Annotated in this window: 17 protein-coding genes; 8 read left to right on the plus strand and 9 right to left on the minus strand. The window is 71.2% G+C overall.

What is annotated here, in order from left to right; genetic code table 11:
• Positions 1–38 precede the first annotated feature (38 nt).
• Positions 39–902, minus strand: coding sequence for a right-handed parallel beta-helix repeat-containing protein (locus ABD901_RS16100; protein ID WP_345127495.1), 864 nt, complete (start codon positions 900–902; stop codon positions 39–41).
• The gene (locus ABD901_RS16105) at positions 887–3,862 is read right to left on the minus strand and encodes a discoidin domain-containing protein (RefSeq protein ID WP_345127497.1); all 2,976 of its coding nucleotides are present in this window, start codon (positions 3,860–3,862) and stop codon (positions 887–889) included. Before ABD901_RS16105 ends, ABD901_RS16100 begins: the two co-directional genes overlap by 16 nt.
• A 416-nt stretch (positions 3,863–4,278) precedes the next feature.
• Between ABD901_RS16105 and ABD901_RS16110 the strand changes: the two genes are divergently transcribed.
• The 3 genes from ABD901_RS16110 (at position 4,279) to ABD901_RS16120 (ending at position 8,290) form a co-directional block, all read left to right on the plus strand.
• Positions 4,279–5,793: a family 43 glycosylhydrolase gene (locus tag ABD901_RS16110; RefSeq protein ID WP_345127500.1), complete on the plus strand. Its 1,515-nt coding sequence runs from the start codon at positions 4,279–4,281 to the stop codon at positions 5,791–5,793.
• A gap of 43 nt (positions 5,794–5,836) precedes the next feature.
• On the plus strand, positions 5,837–6,811 hold the full coding sequence (locus ABD901_RS16115; RefSeq protein WP_345127502.1) for a hypothetical protein: 975 nt from the start codon (positions 5,837–5,839) through the stop codon (positions 6,809–6,811).
• A gap of 90 nt (positions 6,812–6,901) precedes the next feature.
• The gene (locus ABD901_RS16120; RefSeq protein ID WP_345127504.1) at positions 6,902–8,290 is read left to right on the plus strand and encodes a cellulase family glycosylhydrolase; all 1,389 of its coding nucleotides are present in this window, start codon (positions 6,902–6,904) and stop codon (positions 8,288–8,290) included.
• Positions 8,291–8,336: 46 nt separating this feature from the next.
• Here ABD901_RS16120 and ABD901_RS16125 read toward each other — a convergent pair whose 3' ends face one another.
• Positions 8,337–9,746, minus strand: a complete 1,410-nt coding sequence (locus tag ABD901_RS16125; RefSeq protein WP_345127507.1) for a galactose-binding domain-containing protein — start codon at positions 9,744–9,746, stop codon at positions 8,337–8,339.
• A gap of 23 nt (positions 9,747–9,769) precedes the next feature.
• A complete protein-coding gene (locus ABD901_RS16130) occupies positions 9,770–12,943 on the minus strand; it encodes a galactose-binding domain-containing protein (protein WP_345127510.1) in 3,174 nt (1,057 codons plus the stop codon).
• A gap of 205 nt (positions 12,944–13,148) precedes the next feature.
• Between ABD901_RS16130 and ABD901_RS16135 the strand changes: the two genes are divergently transcribed.
• Positions 13,149–14,204 (plus strand): chitinase, encoded by a 1,056-nt coding sequence (locus ABD901_RS16135; RefSeq protein ID WP_345127512.1) that lies wholly within the window; start codon positions 13,149–13,151, stop codon positions 14,202–14,204.
• 42 nt (positions 14,205–14,246) lie between these two features.
• Here the strand turns inward: ABD901_RS16135 and ABD901_RS16140 are convergent, their stop codons facing one another.
• Positions 14,247–14,600 (minus strand): MmcQ/YjbR family DNA-binding protein, encoded by a 354-nt coding sequence (locus ABD901_RS16140; RefSeq protein WP_345127514.1) that lies wholly within the window; start codon positions 14,598–14,600, stop codon positions 14,247–14,249.
• A 102-nt stretch (positions 14,601–14,702) separates the two neighbouring features.
• Between ABD901_RS16140 and ABD901_RS16145 the strand changes: the two genes are divergently transcribed.
• Positions 14,703–15,566 (plus strand): haloalkane dehalogenase, encoded by an 864-nt coding sequence (locus ABD901_RS16145; RefSeq protein ID WP_345127517.1) that lies wholly within the window; start codon positions 14,703–14,705, stop codon positions 15,564–15,566.
• A 79-nt stretch (positions 15,567–15,645) separates the two neighbouring features.
• A complete protein-coding gene (locus tag ABD901_RS16150; protein WP_345127520.1) occupies positions 15,646–16,176 on the plus strand; it encodes a hypothetical protein in 531 nt (176 codons plus the stop codon).
• 59 nt (positions 16,177–16,235) lie between these two features.
• Here the strand turns inward: ABD901_RS16150 and recD2 are convergent, their stop codons facing one another.
• Positions 16,236–18,455, minus strand: coding sequence for an SF1B family DNA helicase RecD2 (gene recD2 / locus ABD901_RS16155; RefSeq protein WP_345127523.1), 2,220 nt, complete (start codon positions 18,453–18,455; stop codon positions 16,236–16,238).
• 25 nt (positions 18,456–18,480) lie between these two features.
• On the opposite strand from recD2, the gene ABD901_RS16160 reads away from it, so the two are divergent.
• Entirely contained in the window at positions 18,481–19,251 is a 771-nt protein-coding gene (locus tag ABD901_RS16160) for a GntR family transcriptional regulator (protein ID WP_345127525.1), read from the plus strand.
• On the opposite strand, the gene ABD901_RS16165 is transcribed toward ABD901_RS16160, so the two are convergent.
• Both ABD901_RS16165 and ABD901_RS16170 read right to left on the minus strand, forming a co-directional pair.
• A complete protein-coding gene (locus ABD901_RS16165; protein ID WP_345127834.1) occupies positions 19,200–19,976 on the minus strand; it encodes an aspartate/glutamate racemase family protein in 777 nt (258 codons plus the stop codon). The two genes, ABD901_RS16160 and ABD901_RS16165, sit on opposite strands and share 52 nt — an antisense overlap.
• Positions 19,977–19,981: 5 nt before the next feature.
• Positions 19,982–21,505 carry an NCS1 family nucleobase:cation symporter-1 gene (locus tag ABD901_RS16170; RefSeq protein WP_345127527.1) on the minus strand — a complete coding sequence of 508 codons (1,524 nt, stop codon included), beginning with the start codon at positions 21,503–21,505 and terminating at the stop codon, positions 19,982–19,984.
• Positions 21,506–21,632: 127 nt separating this feature from the next.
• Here ABD901_RS16170 and ABD901_RS16175 point away from each other — a divergent pair, with 127 nt between their 5' ends.
• A complete protein-coding gene (locus tag ABD901_RS16175; protein WP_345127529.1) occupies positions 21,633–21,956 on the plus strand; it encodes a putative quinol monooxygenase in 324 nt (107 codons plus the stop codon).
• A 13-nt stretch (positions 21,957–21,969) separates the two neighbouring features.
• Here the strand turns inward: ABD901_RS16175 and ABD901_RS16180 are convergent, their stop codons facing one another.
• Entirely contained in the window at positions 21,970–22,407 is a 438-nt protein-coding gene (locus ABD901_RS16180; protein WP_345127531.1) for a nuclear transport factor 2 family protein, read from the minus strand.
• Positions 22,408–22,417: the final 10 nt, after the last annotated feature.

The following is a 22,417-nucleotide window of genomic DNA, read 5'->3' on the forward strand; positions in this document are numbered from 1 at the left end:
TCCTGGTCGGCGCCGGGACCCCCGCTTCTTGGTGCGCGTTAGTTCGGGGTCCCGTTGAAGACGAACTGGGAGCCCGGGTCCTTGACGAGGTTGCCCGCCGCGGAGTTGGTGATCGTGACGTTGGTCAGCGTGGCGCTGCCGCGGGCGCTGCCCTGGGCCAGGATGCCGGCGCCGTTGTTGGACTTGTCGATGCGGACGTTGGTGATGGCGACGTTCGGGTAGGCGGCGCCGCCGGACTTGAACTGGATGCCGTCGTACGTCGAGTCCGAGATGTCGGTGTCGCGGATGGTGACGCCGACGATGTCGCTCTGCGGCGCGAACAGGGTGATCGCGCCGAACTTCTGCTGCTCGTTCCAGAACACGCCGCCGCAGCGGTAGAGCCCGTTGTTGGCGATGGTCGTCGTGCCCGAGAACGCGATCGGCGAGTGGTCCGTGGCCAGCATGATGCCCGGGTAGTTCATCGTGTCCGAGACGAGGTTGTTCTCGATGACGTTGCCGTAGCCGCCGTAGACGGCGATGCCGTTGGCCCGCCACGGCAACTGGACGGTGTTGTTCGTGAAGTGGTTGTCGTGGCCGATGTCCACCGACTGGTCCTTCACGAACGTGCTCGCCCAGACGGCCAGGGAGTCGTCGCCGGTGGTGCGCAACGACGAGTTGAACACCGTGGAGTTGCGCGAGCCGTTGGCGAAGTTGATGCCGTCGGCGTAGGTGTCGCGGATGCGCATCCCCGAGAACTGCAGGCCGTCGGCGGGGTTCCAGTAGGCGGGCGTGTCGCTGTAGTCGCGGCCGACCCAGGCGCCGACGTTCGTGTGCTCGATCCACACGTTGCTGATCTTGGTGTTCTTGCCGAAGCGGCCGTTGAGGCCGTGGCCGGGGTCAGGATCTTCTACTCCTGCCGCCACTGCCCGGCCGGGATCCACACGCAGGAGATGACGCCGTTCTGGTCGTCCATCACCGCCCGCTGGATCGCCGCCGTGTCGTCGAGGCCGTCGTCGGGCACGGCGCCGTACTGCGTGATCGACGTGCACCCGGCCGGCTGGGTCAGCGCCGGCGCCACCTGCTCGAGGTCGACCAGGTCGATGACGTAGAACGACGCGTTGTCGCCGGAGTCGCGCTGCAGCTTGAACTTCGTGCCCGGCGGGTAGCTCTGCGACAGCAGCGCGTGCGACTCGTCGAAGAGCCGGCGCGCGTCGCCCCCGGGGCTGTTGGACAGCGACTCGGTGTCGTCGCTGTTGCCGTACAGCCAGCTGAAGTGCGACGAGAGGGTCAGCTTCTGCACGAACACGCCGTTGGCGTAGAGGCTGATCGTGTAGTCCTGCCCGCCGCCCGCGGCCGAGTCCGGCACCGAGTTGCGCACCACGATCGAGTTGGCCTGGTTCGTCGAGGTGAACTCGACGAACTGCCCGGCGGTGTCGAGGCGCACCGACTTGCGGCCCGAGGACTCGGTGCCGAAGTTGGTGTGCCCGAACGTGCGCAGCGGGTCGGCACTCAGCAGCGTGCCCTGGTAGGTGCCGTTCTCCGCCTCGTACTCGGTGTAGGGCACCGCGGCGCCCCGGCCGACCACGATGGACTGCGACAGGGAGTTGTTGGTCTCGTTGGTCTCCGCGACGACGCCGGTGGCGTCGGCGGTGGCGACGATGGTGGCGCCGCCGGCGACCGCGGTCCACGTGCCGGGGACGACGACGGTGACCGTCTGCCCGGCGTTGATCGTGCCGGTGCTGGCGTTCAGCGTGGTACTGCCGACGCTCACCCGCGTGACCGTGGTGGCGGTGACCGCCGTGGTGCCTCGGTTGTTCACCGACACGGTGAAGGAGACCGCGGCGCCGGCCGCCGGGCTCGCCGGGTTGCCGGCCACCGCGAGCACCTGCAGGTCCGGGCCCGGCGCCTGCGTGACGACGAGGTTGGTGGCCGCGGTCAGCGAGTTGTTGTCGTTGTTCTGCTCGATGACCGTGTTCGCCGGGTCGACGGTGGCGCTGACCGGGTAGGTGCCGATGGCGCGCGTGCCGGCGTCGAAGGTGACGGTGGTGGACGCGCCGGGCTGCAGCGCGCCGACGGCGGCGCTGCCGGCGACCGCCGCGCCGAGGGCGAAGTTCACGGTGGTCGCGGGGGCGGCGGCGGTACCGCTGTTGCGCACCGTGGCCGACAGCGTGATCGGGGTGGCCTCGTTGGCCGAGGCCGGTGTCCAGGAGACCCCGGTGACCACGAGGTCGGGGTTGGGCGCCATCGTGCCGAACGCCTGCAGCTCGGCGACCTGGCCGCCGGGCGCGCCGGTGTTGGAGAAGAACTGCAGCTGCACGTCGGCGACCCGGCCGCTGACGTTGATCGTGACGGTGTTCTGGTTGCCCGACGGGCTGAACGCGTAGTCGGCCCGCGCGACCATCGTGGTGAACCCGGTCGCGGACTGCTCGCGGCCGAGCACGGCGAAGTTCTGCGTGCGCGGACCCCAGGCGGTGTCCGGGTTGAGCTTCACCACGAGCGAGGTGAGGTCGGCGTTGGCGCCCAGGTGCAGCGTCAGCGTCGAGGTGAACCCGTTGGACTCCCAGTACGTGCCCACGTTGCCGTCGTTGGCGTTGCCCGCGACGAAGGTGAACACCGACGAGGACGCCTCGATCGCCTTGCCGGGCGCCAGGTTGGTGCCCGTCGGCGGGTTGGTGGTGCCGGTGCGGGTCACATGGTTGCTGTCGGCGGACTGGTTGCCGGCCGGGTCCTGGGCCCGCACCCAGTAGGTGACGGTGGCCGTTGCCGGCTGGTTGTCGGTGTACGTCAGCACGTTGCCGGCCACGGTGGCGCGCACGCTGCCGTCGGCGAAGATCACGTAGCTCGCGATGCCCTGGCTGGACGTCGACGCGGTCCAGGTGAGCTTGATCTGCCCGGCCGCGGGCTCGGTGAGGGCGAGGTTGCCCGGGGCGGTCGGCGGCTGCGGCGGGTCGACCGTGCTGCCGTACACCTCGAGCTCCGACACCTGCGCGGCGTTCTGCACCGTGTTGGCGGTGAAGTTCAGCCGGATGTAGCGCACCGAGGCCGGGTTGACCCCGATCGTGACGGCGTTGCCGGCGGCGGGGTTGAAGGCGTAGTTCGCCGAGCCGACGAGGTCGGTGAAGGTGCCACCGTCCGTGCTGCCGCGGACGCTGAAGGTCTGGTTGCGCGTGCCCCAGCCGACCGGCACCTTCACCACGACCTTGTTGACGGTCCGTAGCTGGCCGAGGTCGACCTGCAGCCACTGCGGGAACGCGCCGCCGGTGCTCTCCCAGTAGGTGGCCTGGTTGCCGTCGGTGGCGTTGCTCGCGGGGAAGCCGCCGACGCTGTTGCTCGCGCTGGCCGGCCTGTTGAGCGCGAAGTTCGGCCCGGTCGTGGTGCCCGCGGCGCCGTAGATCTCCAGCTCCGACAGCTGCGCCGCCGGCCACCCGGTGTTCGCGGTGAGGTTGACCCGCACGTAGCGCGCGGTCACGGCGGTGAAGTTCACGGTCACGGTGTTGGCCGTGCCCGGGTCGAAGACGCGCCCGGCGGAGGCCGACGCCTCGGTGAAGGTGGTGCCGTCGGTGCTGCCGCGCACGCTGAGCGTCTCGGTGCGGGCGCCCCAGCCGGTCGGCAGCCGGAGCACGACCTGGTCGACGCTCACGGCGCTGCCCAGGTCGACCTGGACCCACTGCGGGAAGGCGCTGTTCGGGCTCTCCCAGTACGTGCCCTGGTTGCCGTCGTTGACGTTGGCGGCCACGTACTGGCCGTTGACGCCGCTGGCGGTGACGGCCTTACCCAGCGCGAGGTTGGGCCCACCGGCGGCGCGGGCGGGTGCGGACGAGGCGGCGGCACCGGCGGCGGCCAGGACGACCGTCAGGGCTCCGGCGAGCAGCTTTGATCTCATGGGGGTGTCCTCTGCTCCGTTTCAGACGACAGCACGGAGCGCCCCGCGGCCCGGCGGCCTTGCCCACGGAAGGGCACATCGGCGGTGGCTGCCCGGGACGGGGCGCAGGTGGGGTGGCACGACGAGCGGCGATGCGGTGACACGGCAGGCGGTCGGCGGAACACCTGCCGCGAAGTTGCAAGATCTTGCCAACTTCTTGCTGACGGGGAATTCAAGGTTGCAGATATTCGGTCGATTCGTCAACGCATTGACGTGCCTTCATGAAACCGTGATACCGGCCGGCGAAATGTTTTCGGGAACGCGCCGCGCCGTATTCCTGGAACAAAGTGTCACAACATTGACCCGCAACGCGTCGGATGGGCACCATCTCCGAAATGGTTTTCGGCCGGAAGACCCGATCCGAGGACGTGAGAGAGATGAGTCGAATCGCCCGCCCGCCACGGGCCGCCGCCGCCGTGCTCGCGGCACTCCTCCTACCGCTGGTCGCGCCCGCCGCGCACGCCGCCGCGGCGCCGGTGACGTTCAGCAGCAGCGTCGCCAGCCAGGCGTCGTCCAACTGCGCCGAGGTGCCGGGCGGCGCCTCGACCAACGTGCTGCAACTGACCGCCAACACCTGCCGCACGGCGCCCCTGCAGACCTTCACGTTCACCCCCGTGTCCGGGGTGACCAACACGTACACGATCGGCACGCTCACGGCCGGTTCCTGCATCGACGTGACCGGGCAGTCGACCGCCGACAACGCGGCGATCATCCAGTACACCTGCAACGGCCAGAACAACCAGCGCTGGCGGCTGCAGGCGGTCACCGTCTCCGGGGCCACGAACACGTTCAACCTCGTCGGCGTGCAGTCGGGCAAGTGCATCGCGACCGCCGGTGACAGCACGGCGGCCAACGCCAAGCTGGTGCAGCTGCCGTGCACGAGCGCGCTGACCCGCGTGTGGCGGCTGGCCGGGTACAACCCCGGCACCGGCGGCACCACGAAGACCTTCACCAACCCGCTCGACCCGCAGGGCCCCGACCCGTGGCTGACCTACTACAACGGGTACTACTACCTGGCCGCCACGACCTGGAACCGCACCATCACGATGCGCAGGTCGACGACGCTGGGCGGGCTGGCCACGGCGCAGGAGACCGTCATCTTCAACCTGACCCGCTCCAACGGCGCCGGCACGATGTGGGCGCCCGAGTTCCACCTGCTGAACGGCCCCAACGGCCAGCGCTGGTACCTGTACTACGTCGCCGGCGTCGAGCCGTACAACCTCGGCACACAGCGCATCCACGTCCTGGAGAGCGCCGGGCTGGACCCGATGGGCCCGTACTCGTGGAAGGCCGACATGCTCGACCCGACGCAGGACAACACGTGGGAGCTCGACCCGACGATCCTGCAGCTCAACGGACAGCTGTACCTGCTCGGCACGTACTACAACGGCTCGCAGCCGATGTTCATCCGGCCGCTGTCCAACCCCTGGACGGCGTCGGGCACGCGGCGGCTGCTGTCGACCCCGACGTACAGCTGGGAGACCGTCGGCGGCGCCGTGAACGAGGCGCCCGAGGTGATCACCCACGGCGGCAGGACGTTCATCGTGTTCTCGGCGAGCCACTGCTCCACGCCGGACTACAAGCTCGGCATGCTCACCTACAACGGCGGCGACCCGCTGAGCTCCTCGTCGTGGGTGAAGACCTCGACGCCGGTGTTCCAGCGCTCCAACGCCAACGGCGTGTACGGCCCCGGCCACAACGGCTTCTTCAAGTCGCCGGACGGCACCGAGGACTGGATGGTCTACCACGCCAACACGTCCGCGAGCGGCGGCTGCGACATGAACCGCAGCACCCGCGCGCAGAAGATCACCTGGAACGCCGACGGCACGCCGAACCTGGGCGTCCCGGCCGCACTCGGCACGCAGCTGACGGTGCCGTCCGGCGAGCAGTAAGTACGACGGAACCACTCGCGGGGTGCGGCGCGTCTGAGATGACGTGCTGAGAAGGACCGCCGCCATCGCGGCCGCCGCGCTCGTACTGCTCACGGCCTGTGCCCGGCCCGCCGACGTCGGCGGGCCGGGCATCGCCTCGGACGCCCCGCTCACACCCGTCGAGATCCACGACGCCTGGACGTCCTGCAAGGAGGTCATCGCCGATCCGTTGCGGGCCCCCGGGGACTTGCCGTTGGGGCTGGAACGGCTGCCCGCGGACTTCGCGCCCGCCGAGGTGGTGGTCTGCTCGATCGGCAGCCAGCAGCGCGCCGACGGCGCCGAGGAGCAGGTCTGGGCCGAACGGCGCGGCGACAAGGTCGAGGCGCTGACCGCGGCGCTTCGCCTGCCCGACGTGCCGCGCACCGACCAGCCCTGCACTGCGGACCTGCCGGGCGTGCCGTGGTTCGCGGTCATCGACAAGGCCGGGCGCTGGCTGCGGCCCGGCGTCGCCGCCGACGCGTGCGGCAAGCTGCGCCTCGAGGTGCGCCGAGCGGTGGACGAGCTGCAGCTGCGCACGGTGGCCACGACGGTGCTGGGCGAGACGAAGTCGGCGGCGGCCGCCAAGGCGGGCTGCGAGCAGCGCTGGTCCGACATGGTGGGCGCGGTGATGGCGAGCCCGCCGACGCCGCCGGCCGGTCGCCCGTTCGACCCGCCGCAGGGCCAGATGCGCCTGTGCGTGTACACCGTGGCGCCCGAGGAGCAGGGCAGCGGCAAGCCCGCCGGGAACTTCGAACGCGGCGGCCCGCTGCCGGCGGCGACCTGGGCCTCGTTGCGGGCCGCGATGCTGCCCGCCGGGCCGGTCGTGCCGTGCACCGCGCACGCGAGCCGGTTCGCGCTGTTCCGGCCGGTGGACGAGCGCGGCGGCGAGGTGTACCTGGAGCTCGACGGCTGCCACCGGATGCTGTTCAGCGCGCCGTCCGGCGAGACCCTGCGCCAGGGCACCCAGGCGCTCGCCGACCAGGTCGCCAAGGCACTCTGACGCTGTATCTTTCACCGCCCCGGCCAGGTCAGGAGGATTTCGAAGCGCTTCGATTGAGTTTCGAAACCGCGGCGCGTACTCAGGTACGACATGAAGCGAAGACTCGCCATCGTCGGCGCCGCGCTGGCCGCGGCCGCCGCTTCGGCCCTGGTGTACGCCCAGCCGGCGTCCGCCGCCGTCGGCCTGCACATCAGCGGGCGCAACATCGTGGAGGCCAACGGCCAGACGTTCATCATGCGCGGGGTCAACCACCCGCACGTGTGGTACACGAGCCAGACGAGCTCGTTCGCCAACGTCAAGGCCCTCGGCGCCAACACCGTGCGCGTGGTGCTCGGCAGCGGCAAGCGGTGGGGCCCGTCCACCGACATCCCCAACGTCATCTCGCTGTGCAAGGCCAACAAGCTGATCTGCGTCCTCGAGGTGCACGACACGACCGGCTACGGCGAGGATGGCGCCGCCGCCACCCTCGACGAGGCGGTCAACTACTGGATCAGCCAGAAGAGCAACCTCGTCGGCCAGGAGAGCTACATCGCCATCAACATCGGCAACGAGCCGATCGGCAACAACAACCCCGCCCAATGGACCGCGGCCACCGCCGCCGCGATCCAGAAGATGCGCAGCAACGGATTCCAGCACCTGCTCATGGTCGACGCGCCCAACTGGGGCCAGGACTGGCAGAACGTCATGCGCGACACCGGCCAGACGGTCCTGGACGCCGACACGCAGCACAACACCGTGCTGTCGATCCACATGTACGCCGTCTACAACACCGCGCAGAAGGTCATCGACTACCTCGACGCGATCCAGGCGAAGGGCTGGCCGCTCGTCATCGGCGAGTTCGGCTGGCAGTTCTCCGCAAGCGAGGTCGACCACGAGACGATCCTGGCGCAGGCACAGGCCCGCGGCCTGGGCTACATCGGCTGGTCGTGGAGCGGCAACACCGACCCGATCCTCGACATGGCCACCGGCTTCAACCCGGCCCAGCTCACCACCTGGGGCCAGCGCATCTTCAACGGCGCCAACGGCATCAAGGCCACGGCCAAGGAGGCCTCGGTGTATAGCGGCGTCATCACCTCGCCGAGCGCGAGCGTGAGCGTCTCGCCCAGCCGCAGCGTCTCACCGAGCGTCAGCGTCAGCCCGAGCCGCAGCGCGAGCTCGTCGCCGCCGCCGGCCGGGCGCACCTGCACCGCCGCGTACTCGATCGTCGGGCAGTGGCCGGGCGGCTTCCAGGGCGACGTGAAGGTGACCGCCGGCTCCTCGGCGATCTCCGGCTGGACGGTAACCTGGACGTTCGCCAACGGCCAGGCGATCACGCAGTCCTGGAACGCGGCGATCACCAGCAGCGGCTCCGCCGTGACCGCCAGGAACGTGAGCTACAACGGCGGCCTCGGCGCCGGCGCGTCCACGAACTTCGGCTTCCTCGGCTCGTGGAACGGCTCCGCCAACGCCGTTCCCGCGCTCAGCTGCAGCGCGAGCTGAAGCGCGGAGGGCCGGGTGTGGCGGCACCCGGCCCTCCGGCCGGCGCTCACGCGCCGTATACCCCCAGATCCCACAACGAGTAGCCCCACTGCGTGCCCCGCTGCGTGCCGTAGACGCGCACGTAGCGTCCGGACCCCGTCACGGCCAGGTCGTCGACGCCGCCGTCGCCGGTGGTCGTGGAGTACACCGTGGTCCAGGTGGCGTTGTCCGGTGAGGTCTGGATCTGGTACGCCCTGCCGTACGCGGCCTCCCAGTTGAGCCTGACCCGGTTGATGCTCCGCGCCGAGCCGAGGTCCACGACGATCCACTGTGGATCGCTGTAGGCGCTCCCCCACCGCGTCGCCGGGTTCCCGTCCACGGCGCTGGCGCCCGCGTGCGGGCTGTTCGGTTCGACCGACGACACCGTCACCGGCCGCCCCAGCGCGAGATCGTTGGCGGCGTAAACGTTCAGGTCCCAAAGGGAGTAGCCCCACTGGGTGCCCCGCTGCGTGCCGTACACGCGCACGTACCGCCCCGAGCCGGACAGGGACACGTCGTCCACGCCGCCGTCGCCGGTCGACGTGGAATACACGGTCGTCCAGGTGGCGTTGTCCGGCGAGGTCTGGATCTGGTACGCCCGGCCGTACGCGGCCTCCCAGTTGAGCCGCACCCGGCTCAGGCTGTAGGTGGCGCCCAGGTCGACGGCGATCCACTGCGGATCGCTGTAGGCGCTGGACCAGCGCGTCGAGGAGCTGCCGTCCACGGCCAGGCTCCCGGGCCGGCCGGGGTCATCGGTGGACGACGCCGTCACCGGCCGGCCCTGCGCCAGGTCGGCCGGCTGCGGCTGGGTGGCGCCGTCGGTCCTGATGCGGATGTTGCGGTAGCTGATGTGCGCGGCGTCGCCGTCGTTCTGCACGCCGATGTACCCGTTGGCGATGTTGCGCGAGCTGACGTAGTCGTTGATCTTCACGCCGTTGAGGTACACCTCGACGTGCTGGCCGTGCACCTGGATGTCGTAGGTGTTCCACGACCCCGGCGGGTTGAGGTTCGCAGCGCGCAGGGCGCCGTCGGGCGCCTTGAAGCTGTACACACTGCCGGTGGTGCGGGTCGGGTCGGCGTCGGAGGCGTCGATCTGGATCTCGTGTCCGGCGTTGACCGGGGCCCACGGGTCGCCGTTCGGGTCGGGGAAACCGATGAAGACGCCGCCGTTGTCGTCGCCCGGCATCATCCAGTCGACCTTCAGCGAGTAGTTGGCGAAGGTGCTCAGGGGGTACCACAGCAGCCCCATGCCGCCGAAGGAGCTCAGCGTGCCGTTGTCGAGCGTGAAGCCGCCCGGCCCGGCCTGCCGCCACCGGCTCAGGCTCGCCTGCGTGCCGTCGAACAGCGCCGTGTAGCCGTCCTCGGCGGCCCGGGCGGGAGCCGCCACCGTCACGGCCGCCGCTGCGGCGACCAGGACGAGCGTGAGCAGTCTGCGCATCTCGGTTCCTCTCATACGCCTTGTCACGCGCCGTAGATCTCGAGTTCCCACAGGGAGTAGCCGTACTGCGTGCGGCGCTGCGTGCCGTAGATGCGCACGTACCGGCCGGTTGCCGGCACGGTCACGTCGTCGACGCCGCCGTCGCCGGTCGTCGTGGAGTACACCGTCGTCCAGGTGGCGTTGTCGGGCGAGGTCTGGATCTGGTACGCCCTGCCGTACGCGGCCTCCCACTCGAGCCGGACCCGGTTGATCGCGCGGCTCGTGCCCAGGTCGACGGCGATCCACTGCGGATCGCTGTACTGGCTGCCCCATCGCGTGGACGAGCTGCCGTCCACGGCGTTGGCGCCGAGGAGGACGTTGCCGGTCTCGACCGACGACGTCGTCACCGGCCGGCCCAGGGCGAGATTGTTCGCCGCATAAACGTTCAGGTCCCAAAGGGAGTAGCCCCACTGCGTGGCCCGCTGCGTGCCGTAGACCCGCACGTAGCGCCCCGAGCCGGACAGGGCCACGTCGTCCACGCCGCCGTCGCCGCTCGTCGTGGCGTACACGGTCGTCCAGGTGGCGTTGTCCGGCGAGGTCTGGATCTGGTACGCCCGGCCGTACGCGGCCTCCCAGTTGAGCCGCACCCGGCTCAGGCTGTAGGTCGCGCCCAGGTCGACGGCGATCCACTGCGGATCGCTGTAGGCGCTGGACCAGCGCGTGGACGAGCTGCCGTCCACGGCCAGGCTCCCGGGCCGGCCGGGGTCATCGGTCGACGACACCGTCACGGGCCTGCCGCGGGCGACGTCGACCGGCCCGGTGCCGCCGGTGAACGTGAACGTGTCCACGTTGAACAGCGCGCCGCTGCCGCCCTTGAACGTGAGGTACAGCTGATGCGTCCCCGCCGGCGGTGTGATCGCCGTGCTGACGGTGACCCAGTTCTCCCAGCCGCCCGTGCCCGGGATCGCCACCGACCCGGCGAGCGGGCCCGCCGGCGAGTCGGTACGCAGCTCCAGCGTCCCGCCGGCGTTGGCCGACGCGACCCGGGCCGTCACGCCGGTGGCGCCGGCGAGGTTGTACGGGTTGAACGACAGCCAGTCGCCGTTGTCGATGGCGCCCACGTAGGAGCCCTCGGCGGTCGTCGTGTTGTACACCGTAAGATTCCCGCTGGAGGCGCCGAAGTGCTCGGCCTGGCGGTGCCGCGGCTGCAGCACGATCTGGGCGTGCGCGCTCAGCCCGCCCTTGTCGGTGTATGCGGCGTCGATGACCCCGAAGATGTTGTCGCTCGGGTTGTGCTCGCTGTTCGCCGACGTCTGCAGCACCCCGGTGCAGCCGGTGGCGCTGGTGATCGGGTGGCCGTGCTGGTCGTGGCCGAGGATGAAGTTGACGCTCACCTTCGAGCAGTCGATCGCCCCGTCCTCGGGGTCGGTCACGCTCACCTGGAACGGCACCGCGTCGCCGAAGTCGAACAGCCCGCCGTTGCCCGGCCCGGCGATCGTCACCGTCGGTGCGGTGTTGCCGACCGTGACCGTCGTCGAGGCGCTGCCGGAGTTGCCGGCCGGGTCGGCGACGGTGAGCCGGGCCGTGTAGGTGCCGTTGGCGGAGTACGTGTGCGAGGGGTTCGCCTGGGTGGACGTGCCGCCGTCGCCGAACGCCCACTGGTAGCTCAGCGCACCGCCCTCCGGGTCGCTGGAGCCGGCCGAGCTGAACGCGACCGCGAGCGGCGGCTGGCCCGAGGTCCGGTTCGCGCTCACCACCGCCGTCGGCGCGCGGTTGCCGCCGGGGACGCCCTCGAAGCGGTACAGCGCCGAGTTCTCGTCGCCGTTGAACCACCCGGCGCCGTAGTCGAGCACGTACAGCGCGCCCTCCGGCCCGATCGCCATGTCCATGATGTGCTTGTGCGTCCAGCCGAAGTTCGCGACCGGGCCGGGGCTGCCGTCGGCGTTGACGGTCACCGTCTTGATCCAGTCGAGGGAGAACTCGCCGGCGAAGAACGCGTTGTCGAAGCTCGCCGGCAGCTTGGCGGGCGAGTTGAGGCTGGCGTCGTAGTGGTATACCGGGCCGGCCATCGGGCCGCCGCCGGTCTCGCCGAGCGGCGAGCCGGGCTGGTTGTCGTAGGACAGCCACGCGGGCTTGGCCGCCGGCAGGTTCGTCAGGCCGGTGTTGTGCGGCGAGTTGTTGACCGGGGCGTTGCAGTTGAACTTCGGCCCCGATGTGCCGGTGGCGAAGTCGTAGTCGTTGTAGGGGCTGTTGTACCCCTGGCAGTACGGCCAGCCCTCGTTGCCGGGCCCGGTGATCCGGTCGAACTCCTGGTGCCCGCCCTCGCCGCGGTTCGGGTCGTTGGTGTCGGCGTCGGCGGCGTAGTTGCCGACGTAGACGACCCCGGTCGCCTTGTCGACCGACATGCGGAACGGGTTGCGCAAGCCCATCGAGTAGATCTCGGGGCGGGTCTTCGCCGTGCCCGGCGGGAACAGGTTGCCGGCCGGGACGGTGTACGTCCCGTCGGCCTGCGGCCGGATGCGCAGCAGCTTGCCGCGCAGGTCGTTGGTGTTGCCGGCGGTGCGCTGCGCGTCGAAGTCCCAGCTCCAGCCGGGCCGCTCGTCGATCGGGGTGTAGCCGCCGGACGACCACGGCTGGGTGTCGTCGCCGGTGGTCAGGTACAGGTTGCCCTGCGCGTCGAAGTCGATGTCGCCGCCGACGTGGCAGCACATCCCGCGGTCGGTGCCCACCTGCAGCATCCGCTTCTCGCTGGCGAGGTCCACCGTCCCGTCGGCGCGCACGGTGAAGCGGGACAGCTGGTTGTAGCCCTGCCAGCGCGCGAAGTCCGCGTCGGTGCCGGTCGACGGGGCGTCGCCGGCTGGCGTGCTGAGCGGCGGGGCGTAGTACAGGTAGATCCAGCGGTTGGCGGCGAACGACGGGTCCGCCGCGATGCCCTGCAGCCCCTCCTCGTCGTGCGTGTACACCGGGATCGTCGCGGCGAGCTTCGTGTTGCCCGCCGCGTCGGTGGCGAAGACCCGCCCGTCCCGCGAGGCGTGCAGGACGGTCCGGTCGGGCAGCACGGCGAGCGACATCGGCTCGCCCATGGCGGTCGGCCCCTTGGCGAGGGTGACCTCCTGCAGCACGTCGGCGGCGTACGCCGCCGCGGGTTGGACGAGCAGGTCGGCCGCGACGAGGCCGGTGGCGGCGAGCACGGTGACGGCGGCGGTGCGCCTGCGCATTGGCGGACTCCCTTGCCCTCTCGGGGGGAGCGCGCCGCCGCTCCGAATTGTTTGCAGTGACCCTAACTTTCGTCAAATTCGATAGAAGAATCCCGGCGACGGAGGAGTCTGTCAATACGTTCCAGCGAAAGCCGCCACCCCTTGACAATCGGCCAAACTGTCAGTCAGCTTTCCTGTTAATTGTTCGGTACCGAGAAGGTGGTCCATGCCCAGATCCCGCACCCTCACCAGGGCCGTGGCCGGCGCCGCTGCCCTGCTCGCCGCCCTGGCCCCCGCCACCGCGGCCAGCGCCGGGGAAACCCGCCGCACGCTGCCCGACCACGTGTTCGCCCCGTACTTCCAGTCCTACACCGACGCGAGCCCCGCGGCGGTCAGCCGCGCATCGGGCGCCCGCTACCTCACGATGGCGTTCCTGCAGACGGAAACCACCGGCTCGTGCGAGATCCTGTGGAACGGCGACCCGGCCAAGCCGGTGTCCAGGTCCACGTTCGGCGCCGACATCGCCCGGATCCGCGCCACGGGCGGCGACGTGGTCCCGTCGTTCGGCGGGTACAGCGCCGACAGCACCGCCACCGAGATCGCCGACAGCTGCGCGGACGTGTCCCGGATCGCCGCCGCCTACCAGAAGGTGATCACCACCTACGGCGTGACCCGCCTGGACATGGACATCGAGGACCTGTCCCTGGACAACACCGCGGCGGTGGACCGCCGCAACCAGGCCATTCATCTGGTACAGCGCTGGGCCGACCGGGAGCACCGCCCCCTGCAGATCGTTTACACCCTGCCGACGACCCCGCACGGCCTGGAGCCGAACGCGATCAACGTGCTGGACAGCGCCATCCGCTACGGCGCCCGCGTCGACGTCGTCAACATCATGACCTTCGACTATTACGACGACCAGCCGCACGACATGGCCGCCGACACGAAGACCGCCGCAGCGGGCCTCGTGCAGACGCTGCACCGCCTGTACCCGCACCGCTCCACCCGCGACCTGTGGTCGATGGTCGGCATCACCGAGATGGCCGGCATCGACGACTACGGCTCGGGCGGCGAGCCCGGCCCCCTGGAGATCTTCACCCCGTCCGCCGCCCGCGACGTGACACAGTGGGCAAAAGACCACAACATCGGCGAACTCTCGTTCTGGGCCCTGGGCCGCGACAACGGCAACTGCCCCGGCACCGCAGGCTCCGACGACTGCTCCGGCGTGCAACAGTCCCCGTACCAGTTCACCCACATCATGGCGCCCTTCACCCACCACTGACGCCCCTGCCCCGGCCGGGTCCGCCCGGCCGGGGCAGGCTCGCTACGCGTCGAGATCCTCCGGGGCCCGCATGCGCCAGGCGTCGACCACCAGCTCCGACAGCCGCTCGGCGTCCACGGTCTCCAGGCGGAGCATCACCAGGGGCAGGCCGTCGTAGGCGGGTGTGGTGAAGAACCGCTCCGGCTCCCCCAGCAGCAGCGCCTGCTTCTCCGCCTCGTCGCCCACGTAGAGCACGGCGACGTCGGTCCGGATGACGCGCGGCTTGCCCGGCAGGCGCTCCGGGTAGGACCAGACGAAGCCCTTGTTGCCCACCCGGAAGTCGAAGCCCTCGCTGTCGATCTCCTCCACGTGCGGCAGCGCGAGCGCCAGCCGGCGCACGTCGTCCGCGTCGGCCATCGTGCCTCCCTCCGCCGGCCACCAGGGTATCCACCCGGCGTGTCCCCGCTCACGCCGCCTTGCCCCGGTTCGTTTGACGTCCTAACGTTAGGATCACAAACGATGGGAGACGCGACGATGACCACGACCGAGATCCTGGGCTCGACGATGTACCACGAGGAGCAGGGCGACGGGCCGCCGATGGTGTTCCTGCACGGCAACCCCGGCTCGTCGCGGCTGTGGCGCAACGTGCTGCCCGCCGTCGACGCCGGCGTGCGCCGCCTCGCGCCCGACCTGATCGGGATGGGGCGCTCCGGCAAGCCGGACATCGAGTACCGCTTCGGCGACCACGCGCGATACCTGGACGCGTGGTTCGACCGGCTCGGCCTCGACGACGTCACGCTGGTCGGCCACGACTGGGGCGGCGCGCTCGCGTTCGACTGGGCCGCCCGCCACCCCGGACGGGTCCGCGCCGTCGCCTTCCTGGAGACGATCGTGCGCCCGATGTCCTGGGGCGAGCTCGCCGACGGCCCGCGCGCCCGGTCCGAGGCCATGCGCGGCCCGAAGGGCGAGGCCCTGGTGCTCGACGGCGACTACTTCATCGAGTCCGCCTACACCGGCGGCGTCCTCAACCCGCTCGGCGACGAGGACCTCCGCGCCTACCTCGCGCCCTACCCGACCCGCGAGAGCCGCCGCCCGATCCTGCAGTGGGCCCGCTCTCTCCCCCTGGGCGGCGAGCCCGCCGACGTCACCGAGCGCGTCGAGGCCTACGGCCGCTGGCTGGCCGCCAGCGCCGGCGTGCCGAAGCTGCTGCTGACGTTCGACACCTCGCCGACGCTGTCCATCGGCCCGGAGATGGCGAGGTGGTGCGCGGACAACATCGCGGCCCTCGAGGTGCGCCACTGCGGCCCCGCCGGCCACCACGCGCCCGAGGACCAGCCGGAGGCCATCGCCAAGGAGCTCACGTCCTGGTATCGCGGCCTCTGAAGGCCCCTCCGAAAGGGGGCGGGCGGGGCTCACCTTTTGGGGGAATCGCCACCGCCGCGAATCGCGGACCGTATGCGGCATGAGGATCCGCCTGCTGGCCACGACGGTCGCCCTTGCCTTCTCGGCGCCGGCCCTCGCCGGATGCAACGGCGGCTCACCCGGCGGCGCGCCGACCACCGCGGCCGGCGGCAACCGCGAGGCGCTGGCCGAGGCCGCCAGGTGCATGCGCGCCAACGGGTTCCCCGACTACCCCGACCCGGTCCAGACCAACGGCGCCTGGGCGTTCCCGCCGTCGGCCGAACAGATGGCGCAGAAGCCGGCGCCGGAGTGCACGGACCTGTTCCGCCGGGCGGGCGCGCTGCCGGCCGACACGCGCCGCCCGGTGACCCCCGACGAGCTGGCGAAGCTGCGCAAGTGGGGCGAGTGCATCCGCGCCAACGGCCTGCCCGACTGGCCCGACCCGGACGCCGACGGCATCTTCCGCCCGCGGCCGGCCCCGCCCGCCGACGACGACCCGCGCTGGCAGCGCGCCGACACCGCCTGCCGCAGCCTCGAGCCGGGCCCGATCACCGTCGATGGCGTCCCGCGCGCCACCAAGCACCCCGACTGACGCCGTGGGGGGCGGGGCGCCGCGGGTTCACGGGGGCCCGCGGCGCCCAATTCGCCTCCCTAGCGGCCGCCCAGCCGGTGGGTGAGCGCGGTGTGGCGCCGCCCGGTGCCGGCGGTGCGCACCGCGATCGAGAGGGCCTTGCGGCTGCCCGCGAGCACGACGAGCCGCTTGGCCCGGGTCACCGCCGTGTAGAGCAGGTTGCGCTGCAGCAGCGTGTACGCGCTCATGGTGACCGGGATGACGACCGCCGGGTACTCGCTGCCCTGCGAGCGGTGCACGGTGATCGCGTAGGCGTGCTGCAGCTCGTCGAGCTCGTCGAAGTCGTACTCGATGTCCTCGTCCTCGTCGGTGCGCACGCTCAGCCGCCGGTCGGTCGGGTCCAGGGCCGTGACGACGCCGACGGTGCCGTTGAAGACCCCGGCGGCGCCCTTGTCGTAGTTGTTGCGGATCTGGATGACCTTGTCACCGGGGCGGAACACGCGGGCGCCGTGGCGGCGCTCGGGCGCGCCGTCGCGGTGCGGCGCGATCGCCTCCTGCAGCAGCGCGTTGAGGCTGCCGGCGCCGGCCGGGCCGCGGTGCATCGGGGTGAGCACCTGGATGTCGCGGGGTTTGATGCCGAAACGGCGCGGCACCCGCCGGGCCACGATGTCGACGACCGTGCCGGCGGTGGCCTCGGGGTCCTCGACGGGGAACAGGAAGAAGTCGGGGTGCTCTCCGAAGACGGGCGCCTGACCGGCGTTGATGCGGTGCGCGTTGACGACGACGCCGGACTGGGCGGCCTGGCGGAACACCTTGGTCAGCCGCACCCGCGGGATGCTCTCGGCGCCGAGGATGTCGCGCAGCACCTCGCCGGCGCCGACCGAGGGCAGCTGGTCCACGTCGCCGACGAGGAGCAGGTGCGCGCCCGGCGGGATCGCCTTGACGAGCTTGTTGGCCAGGATCAGGTCGAGCATGCTGGACTCGTCGACCACGACCAGGTCGGCATCGAGCGGGTTGTCGCGGTCGTAGGACGGGTCGCCGCCGGGGCGCAGCTGCAGGAGCCGGTGCACGGTGGTGGCCGGGTGCCCGGACAGCTCGGTGAGCCGCTTGGCGGCGCGCCCCGTCGGCGCCGCGAGCACGATCTTCGCCCGCTTCGCCGCCGCGAGCGTGATGATCGACTTGACGGTGAACGACTTGCCGCAGCCGGGGCCGCCGGTGAGCACGGCCACCTTGGCGGTGAGCGCCAGGCGTACCGCCGACTCCTGCTCCTCGGCGAGGTCCACCCCGGTCCGGGCGCGCAGCCACTGCACGGCCTTCGCCCAGTCCACGCCGGCGAAGGCGGGCATCCGGTCGGCGCGGGTGGACAGCAGCCGCAGCAGGCTCGCGGCGAGGGCGGTCTCGGCGCGGTGGAAGGGCACGAGGTACACCGCCGGGATCTTCGCCCCCTCCACGCTCGGGTTCGGCACGAGCTCGCGCACGACGCCCTCGGCGGCGACCAGCTCGGCCAGGGCGGAGCGGACCAGCTCGGCCGGCACCGACAGGATCTGCGCGGCGTCGGCGACGAGGTTGGGCTCCGGCAGGTAGCAGTGCCCGTTGTCGGCGGCCTCCGACAGCGTGTACTGGATGCCGGCCTGCACCCGCTGCGGGCTGTCGGCGGGGATGCCGACGGCCCGGGCGATGGTGTCGGCGGTGCGGAAGCCGATGCCCCACACGTCGGCGGCGAGGCGGTAGGGCTCGTTGCGCACCACCGAGATCGAGGCGTCGCCGTACTGCTTGTAGATGCGCACGGCCAGGGACGTGGACACGCCGACGCCCTGCAGGAAGACCATCACCTCCTTGACGGCCTTCTGCTCCTCCCATGCGGCGCCGATCATGTTGGTGCGCTTCGGCCCGAGGCCGGGCACCTCGACGAGCCGGCCCGGCTCCTCCTCGATGACGCGCAGCGTCTCGACGCCGAAGTGCCCGACGATGCGGGCCGCCATCCGCGGGCCGATGCCCTTGATGAGGCCGGAGCCGAGGTACCGCTCGATGCCCTGGATCGTGGCCGGCAGCACGGTGGTGAACGAGTGCACCTCGAACTGCCGCCCGTACTTCGGGTGCGAGCCCCACCGCCCGACCAGCCGCAGGCTCTCCCCCGGCTGGGCGCCCAGCAGCGAGCCGACGACGGTCAGCAGGTCGGGGCCTGCGCGCTCGGTCGCGACGCGGGCGATCGTGTAGCCGGTCTCCTCGCTGACGTACGTGATGCGCTCCAGCACCGCATCGAGCACCACACCGGGCGTGACCTGGGGGGATGTGGACACGGCGAAATCCTAGCGGTGCGGAAACGTGCCGATAACCAGGGCGGACTACGCTCGGGCGACGTTCGGCTCCCCGGAGGCGCCCATGCCCGGTTCCCGGCGACGGTCGGTGCTGGTGGCGCGGCTGCGGGCGCGCTCGCCCGGCGCGCCGCCCGGCGCAATTCTTTCGGACCTGCGCTCCTGCATCCTCGACGGCGAGGTGCCCCCGGGCTCGCCGATCCCGGTCGACGCGGTCGCCGCCGCGTTCGGGGTGTCGCGGATCCCGGTTCGGGAGGCGCTGATGACGCTCATCGGCGAGGGCCTCGTCGATCACCGGCCGCACCTGGGGTACCGCGTGGCGAAACTGACCGCCGAGGAGTTCGCCGAGGTCTACCTCGTGCGCGAGGCCCTGGAGACGGCGGCGCTGCGGGTCGCGGTGGCCCAGGCCGGCGCCGCGGACGACGAGCGGGCCGGCGCCGCGCACGCGGCCCTCGAGGCGGCGGTGCGGGCCGGCGACGGGCGCGCCTACCACCGCGAGAGCCGCCGCTTCCACCTGGCGCTGATCCGCCCGTGCCGGATGCGCCGGCTGCTGCACATGCTCGGGACCGCATGGAACCTGACCGAGCCGCTGCAGCCGATGACCCACCTGGGCGACGCCGACCGGGAGCTGCTGCACCGCGACCACGCCGCCATGCTGGCCGCGTTCGCCGCCCGCGACGCCGACGCGCTCGTCGCGACGTGCGCGGCGCACCACCACCGGCTGCAGTCCTACATCGCGCTGCTGCCCCGCGACACCGGGCTGTTCGCCGAGCCGGCCTGAACGGCGAAGCCGGCCAGCGCGCCCGCGTACGGCTTCGGGGGCGGCGGCGCGAACTCGCAGCGCGTCGACGTGCGCAGGCCCATGGTCACCAGCGCCCGCACGAACAGGGTCGCCGCGGCGACGCCGTCGACGACCGGGACGCCGAGGCGGTCCGACAGCGCCGCGGCCAGGTCGGCCAGGCCGGCGCAGCCCAGGACGATCACGTCCGAGCCGTCGCGCGCAAGCGCCGCCCCGGCCACGGCGGCGACCCGGTCGGCGAGGTCCGGGTCGCGGTCGAGGTCCAGCACCGGGATGTCGCAGGCGTGCACGCCACGGCACGCGCCGGCCGCGCTGTAGCGCGCCGCCAGGTCCCAGGCTCGGCCCGCGGTGCGCTCCAGGGTCGTCACCACGCTGAAGCCGCGCCCGAGCAGCATCGCGGCGTGCATGGCGGCCTCGGCGATGCCGACGACCGGGCCGCGGGCCAGCTCGCGGGCGGCCTCCAGGCCGGGGTCGCCGAAGCAGGCCACGACGTACCCGTCGACGCGCAGCGCCTCGCCGTCCGCGACGGCGGCGAGCAGGCCGGGCACGCTGAGCGCCTCGTCGTAGTGGCTCTCGATCGACGCCGGGCCCATCGACGAGGTGACCGCCTCGACGACGACGCCCGGGCCGGCCACGGCCCGGGCGTTCGCCTCGATCCTGGCGGTCATCGCCGCCGTCGTGTTGGGGTTGACGAGCCGGATGCGCATCGTCGTCACGCGGCCGCCGCGCCGAAGCGGCGGGCCAGCGCGAGGTAGCCGGCGAGGCCGACGCCCATGCCGATGAACCAGCTGTACTGCGCGGTGGTGTGCATGCCCGGCCCGTGCGTCCACAGCACCGGCACGACGGCGACGACGGCGCCGATGCCGGTCGCGATCAGGGCCGGCGGGTTGTATCCGCGGCGGTACCAGTACGGGCCGTCCGGCGACATGCTGAACATGGCGTCGACGTCGACCCGCTGCCGGCGCACCAGGTAGTAGTCGGCGATGAGCACCCCGAACAGCGGCCCGATCGCCGCGCCGAGGATCTCGAGGGTGTAGTGGATGACGTCCGGGTTGTTGTACAGGTTCCAGGGGGTGATGAGCACCGAGCCGACCGCGGCGATCATCCCGCCGGCCCGCCAGCTGATGCGCTGCGGGCTGACGTTGGAGAAGTCGAACGCCGGGGAGATGAAGTTCGCGACGATGTTGATGCCGATGGTGGCGATGGTGAACGTGAGCGCGCCGAGCACGATCGCAAACGTGCTGTCGATGCGGGCGACCGTCTGCACCGGGTCGGTGATGAGCTCGCCGAAGATCGGGATCGTCAACGACGAGGTGACCACGACGAGGATCGAGAAGGCGAGGAAGTTCACCGGCAGGCCGAGCAGGTTGCCGGTCCGCACGGCGCCGAACGAGCGGCCGTAGCGGGAGAAGTCGCCGAAGTTCAGCATCGGGCCGGAGAAGTACGACACGACGAGCGCGATCGCGCCGAGCATGACCGGCAGCGCGTCGAAGCCGTGGTACTTCACGTCGCCGAGCTTCAGGTCGATGCCGCCCCAGCCCGCCTTGTAGATGAGGTAGCCCGCGAGCACGACCATGACCACGTAGACGGCCGGGCCGCAGAAGTCGATGAACTTGCGGATGGTCTCCATGCCGGTCCAGAACACCGCCGCCTGCAGCACCCACAGCAGCGCGTAGGAGCACCAGCCCAGCAGCGGCAGGCCGAGGAAGCCCCAGCGGTCGACGTCGGCGTACGGCGCCAGGCCGGGCCACAGCTTGAGCACGACGACGTCGAGCGCGGCCGAGGCGAGGTAGGTCTGGATGCCGTACCACGCGACGGCGATCGACCCGCGGATGATCGCCGGCACGTTCGCGCCGAGCACGCCGAAGGCGACGCGGTTGATGACCGGGTACGGCACGCCGGTCGCCTGGCTCGGCTTGGCGACCAGGTTGCAGAACACGTAGACGATGCCGATGCCGACGACGAGCGAGACCAGCACCTGCCAGCTGGACAGCCCGAGGGCGAAGAGGCTGCCGGCGGTGACGTAGCCGCCGACGCTGTGCACGTCGGACATCCAGAACGCGAAGATGTTGTAGGCGCCCCACGTCTGCTTGCGAAGCGGCGCGAGGTCCTCGTTGGTGAGCCGCGGATCGTATCCGGGCCCGGCCTCGCCGCTGCCGACCGGCATGCCGGCGGCCTCGACGAGATCCTGATGCTGTGCCGTGGCTTCCTGCGAGCCTGCGATGGTATCGGCCATGCGAACACGCTAGGAACGCCCTGTTTCCGGGGCATGTTCGCAGATATATATCTTTTCCGGAGCCGTCCGCGGGTGGATTCCGCGATGCTGGGGTAGGACGGCAGGCATCGTCGACGGGAGGTACCAAATGATCTTCATCACCGTCAAGTTCCGGGTGAAGCCCGAGCACGCCGAGCAGTGGCCCGAGATCACGGCCGCGTTCACCGCGGCGACGCGCGCCGAGCCGGGGAACCTGTGGTTCGACTGGTCGCGCAGCTTGGACGACCCGAACGAGTACGTGCTCGTCGAGGCGTTCCGCGACGACGCCGGCGCCGCGCACGTCTCCTCCGAGCACTTCAAGGAGGCGCAGCGCAGCCTGCCGCAGTACCTCCGGGAAACCCCGCGGATCGTGAACGTCACCGTGCCGCAGGACGACTGGTCCGTGCTCGGCGAGATGACCGTCGAGGGCTGAGGCCGCCGACACCCTAGTTGGTGGCCGGGTCGCGGGGGCCGAAGATGCGCCGCTGGGAGACGTCGATGGGCACGTCGTTGATGCTCGCCTCGCGGCGCGACATGAGCCCGTCGCCGTTGAACTGCCACAGCTCGTTGCCGTAGCTGCGCCACCACTGCCCGTCGGCGTCGTGGCACTCGTACTCGAACCGCACCGCGATCCGCTCGCCCTGGTACGCCCACAGCTCCTTGCGCAGCGCGTAGTCCAGCTCCCGCGCCCACTTGCCGCGCAGGAACTCGACGATCTCGGCGCGCCCGGTGAGGAACCGGTCGCGGTTGCGCCAGCGCGAGTCCTCGGTGTACCCCTGCGCCACCAGCTCGGGGTCGCGGGTGTTCCAGGCGTCCTCGGCCGCGCGGACCTTGTCGAGGGCGGTCTCGAGGGTGAACGGCGGCAGCGGCGGTCGCTGGGTCACGAGTCCTCCA

This window comes from Dactylosporangium darangshiense, assembly GCF_039537565.1.
GTDB classification, from domain to species: domain Bacteria; phylum Actinomycetota; class Actinomycetes; order Mycobacteriales; family Micromonosporaceae; genus Dactylosporangium; species Dactylosporangium darangshiense.

Coding starts and splice junctions, on each gene's coding strand:
- ABD901_RS16105 (WP_345127497.1), bottom strand. CDS start 3,862: ATGAGATCAAAGCTGCTCGCCGGAGCCCTGACGGTCGTCCTGGCCGCC.
- ABD901_RS16110 (WP_345127500.1), top strand. CDS start 4,279: ATGAGTCGAATCGCCCGCCCGCCACGGGCCGCCGCCGCCGTGCTCGCG.
- ABD901_RS16120 (WP_345127504.1), top strand. CDS start 6,902: ATGAAGCGAAGACTCGCCATCGTCGGCGCCGCGCTGGCCGCGGCCGCC.
- ABD901_RS16125 (WP_345127507.1), bottom strand. CDS start 9,746: ATGCGCAGACTGCTCACGCTCGTCCTGGTCGCCGCAGCGGCGGCCGTG.
- ABD901_RS16130 (WP_345127510.1), bottom strand. CDS start 12,943: ATGCGCAGGCGCACCGCCGCCGTCACCGTGCTCGCCGCCACCGGCCTC.
- ABD901_RS16135 (WP_345127512.1), top strand. CDS start 13,149: ATGCCCAGATCCCGCACCCTCACCAGGGCCGTGGCCGGCGCCGCTGCC.
- ABD901_RS16140 (WP_345127514.1), bottom strand. CDS start 14,600: ATGGCCGACGCGGACGACGTGCGCCGGCTGGCGCTCGCGCTGCCGCAC.
- ABD901_RS16145 (WP_345127517.1), top strand. CDS start 14,703: ATGGGAGACGCGACGATGACCACGACCGAGATCCTGGGCTCGACGATG.
- ABD901_RS16150 (WP_345127520.1), top strand. CDS start 15,646: ATGAGGATCCGCCTGCTGGCCACGACGGTCGCCCTTGCCTTCTCGGCG.
- ABD901_RS16165 (WP_345127834.1), bottom strand. CDS start 19,976: ATGCGCATCCGGCTCGTCAACCCCAACACGACGGCGGCGATGACCGCC.
- ABD901_RS16170 (WP_345127527.1), bottom strand. CDS start 21,505: ATGGCCGATACCATCGCAGGCTCGCAGGAAGCCACGGCACAGCATCAG.
- ABD901_RS16175 (WP_345127529.1), top strand. CDS start 21,633: ATGATCTTCATCACCGTCAAGTTCCGGGTGAAGCCCGAGCACGCCGAG.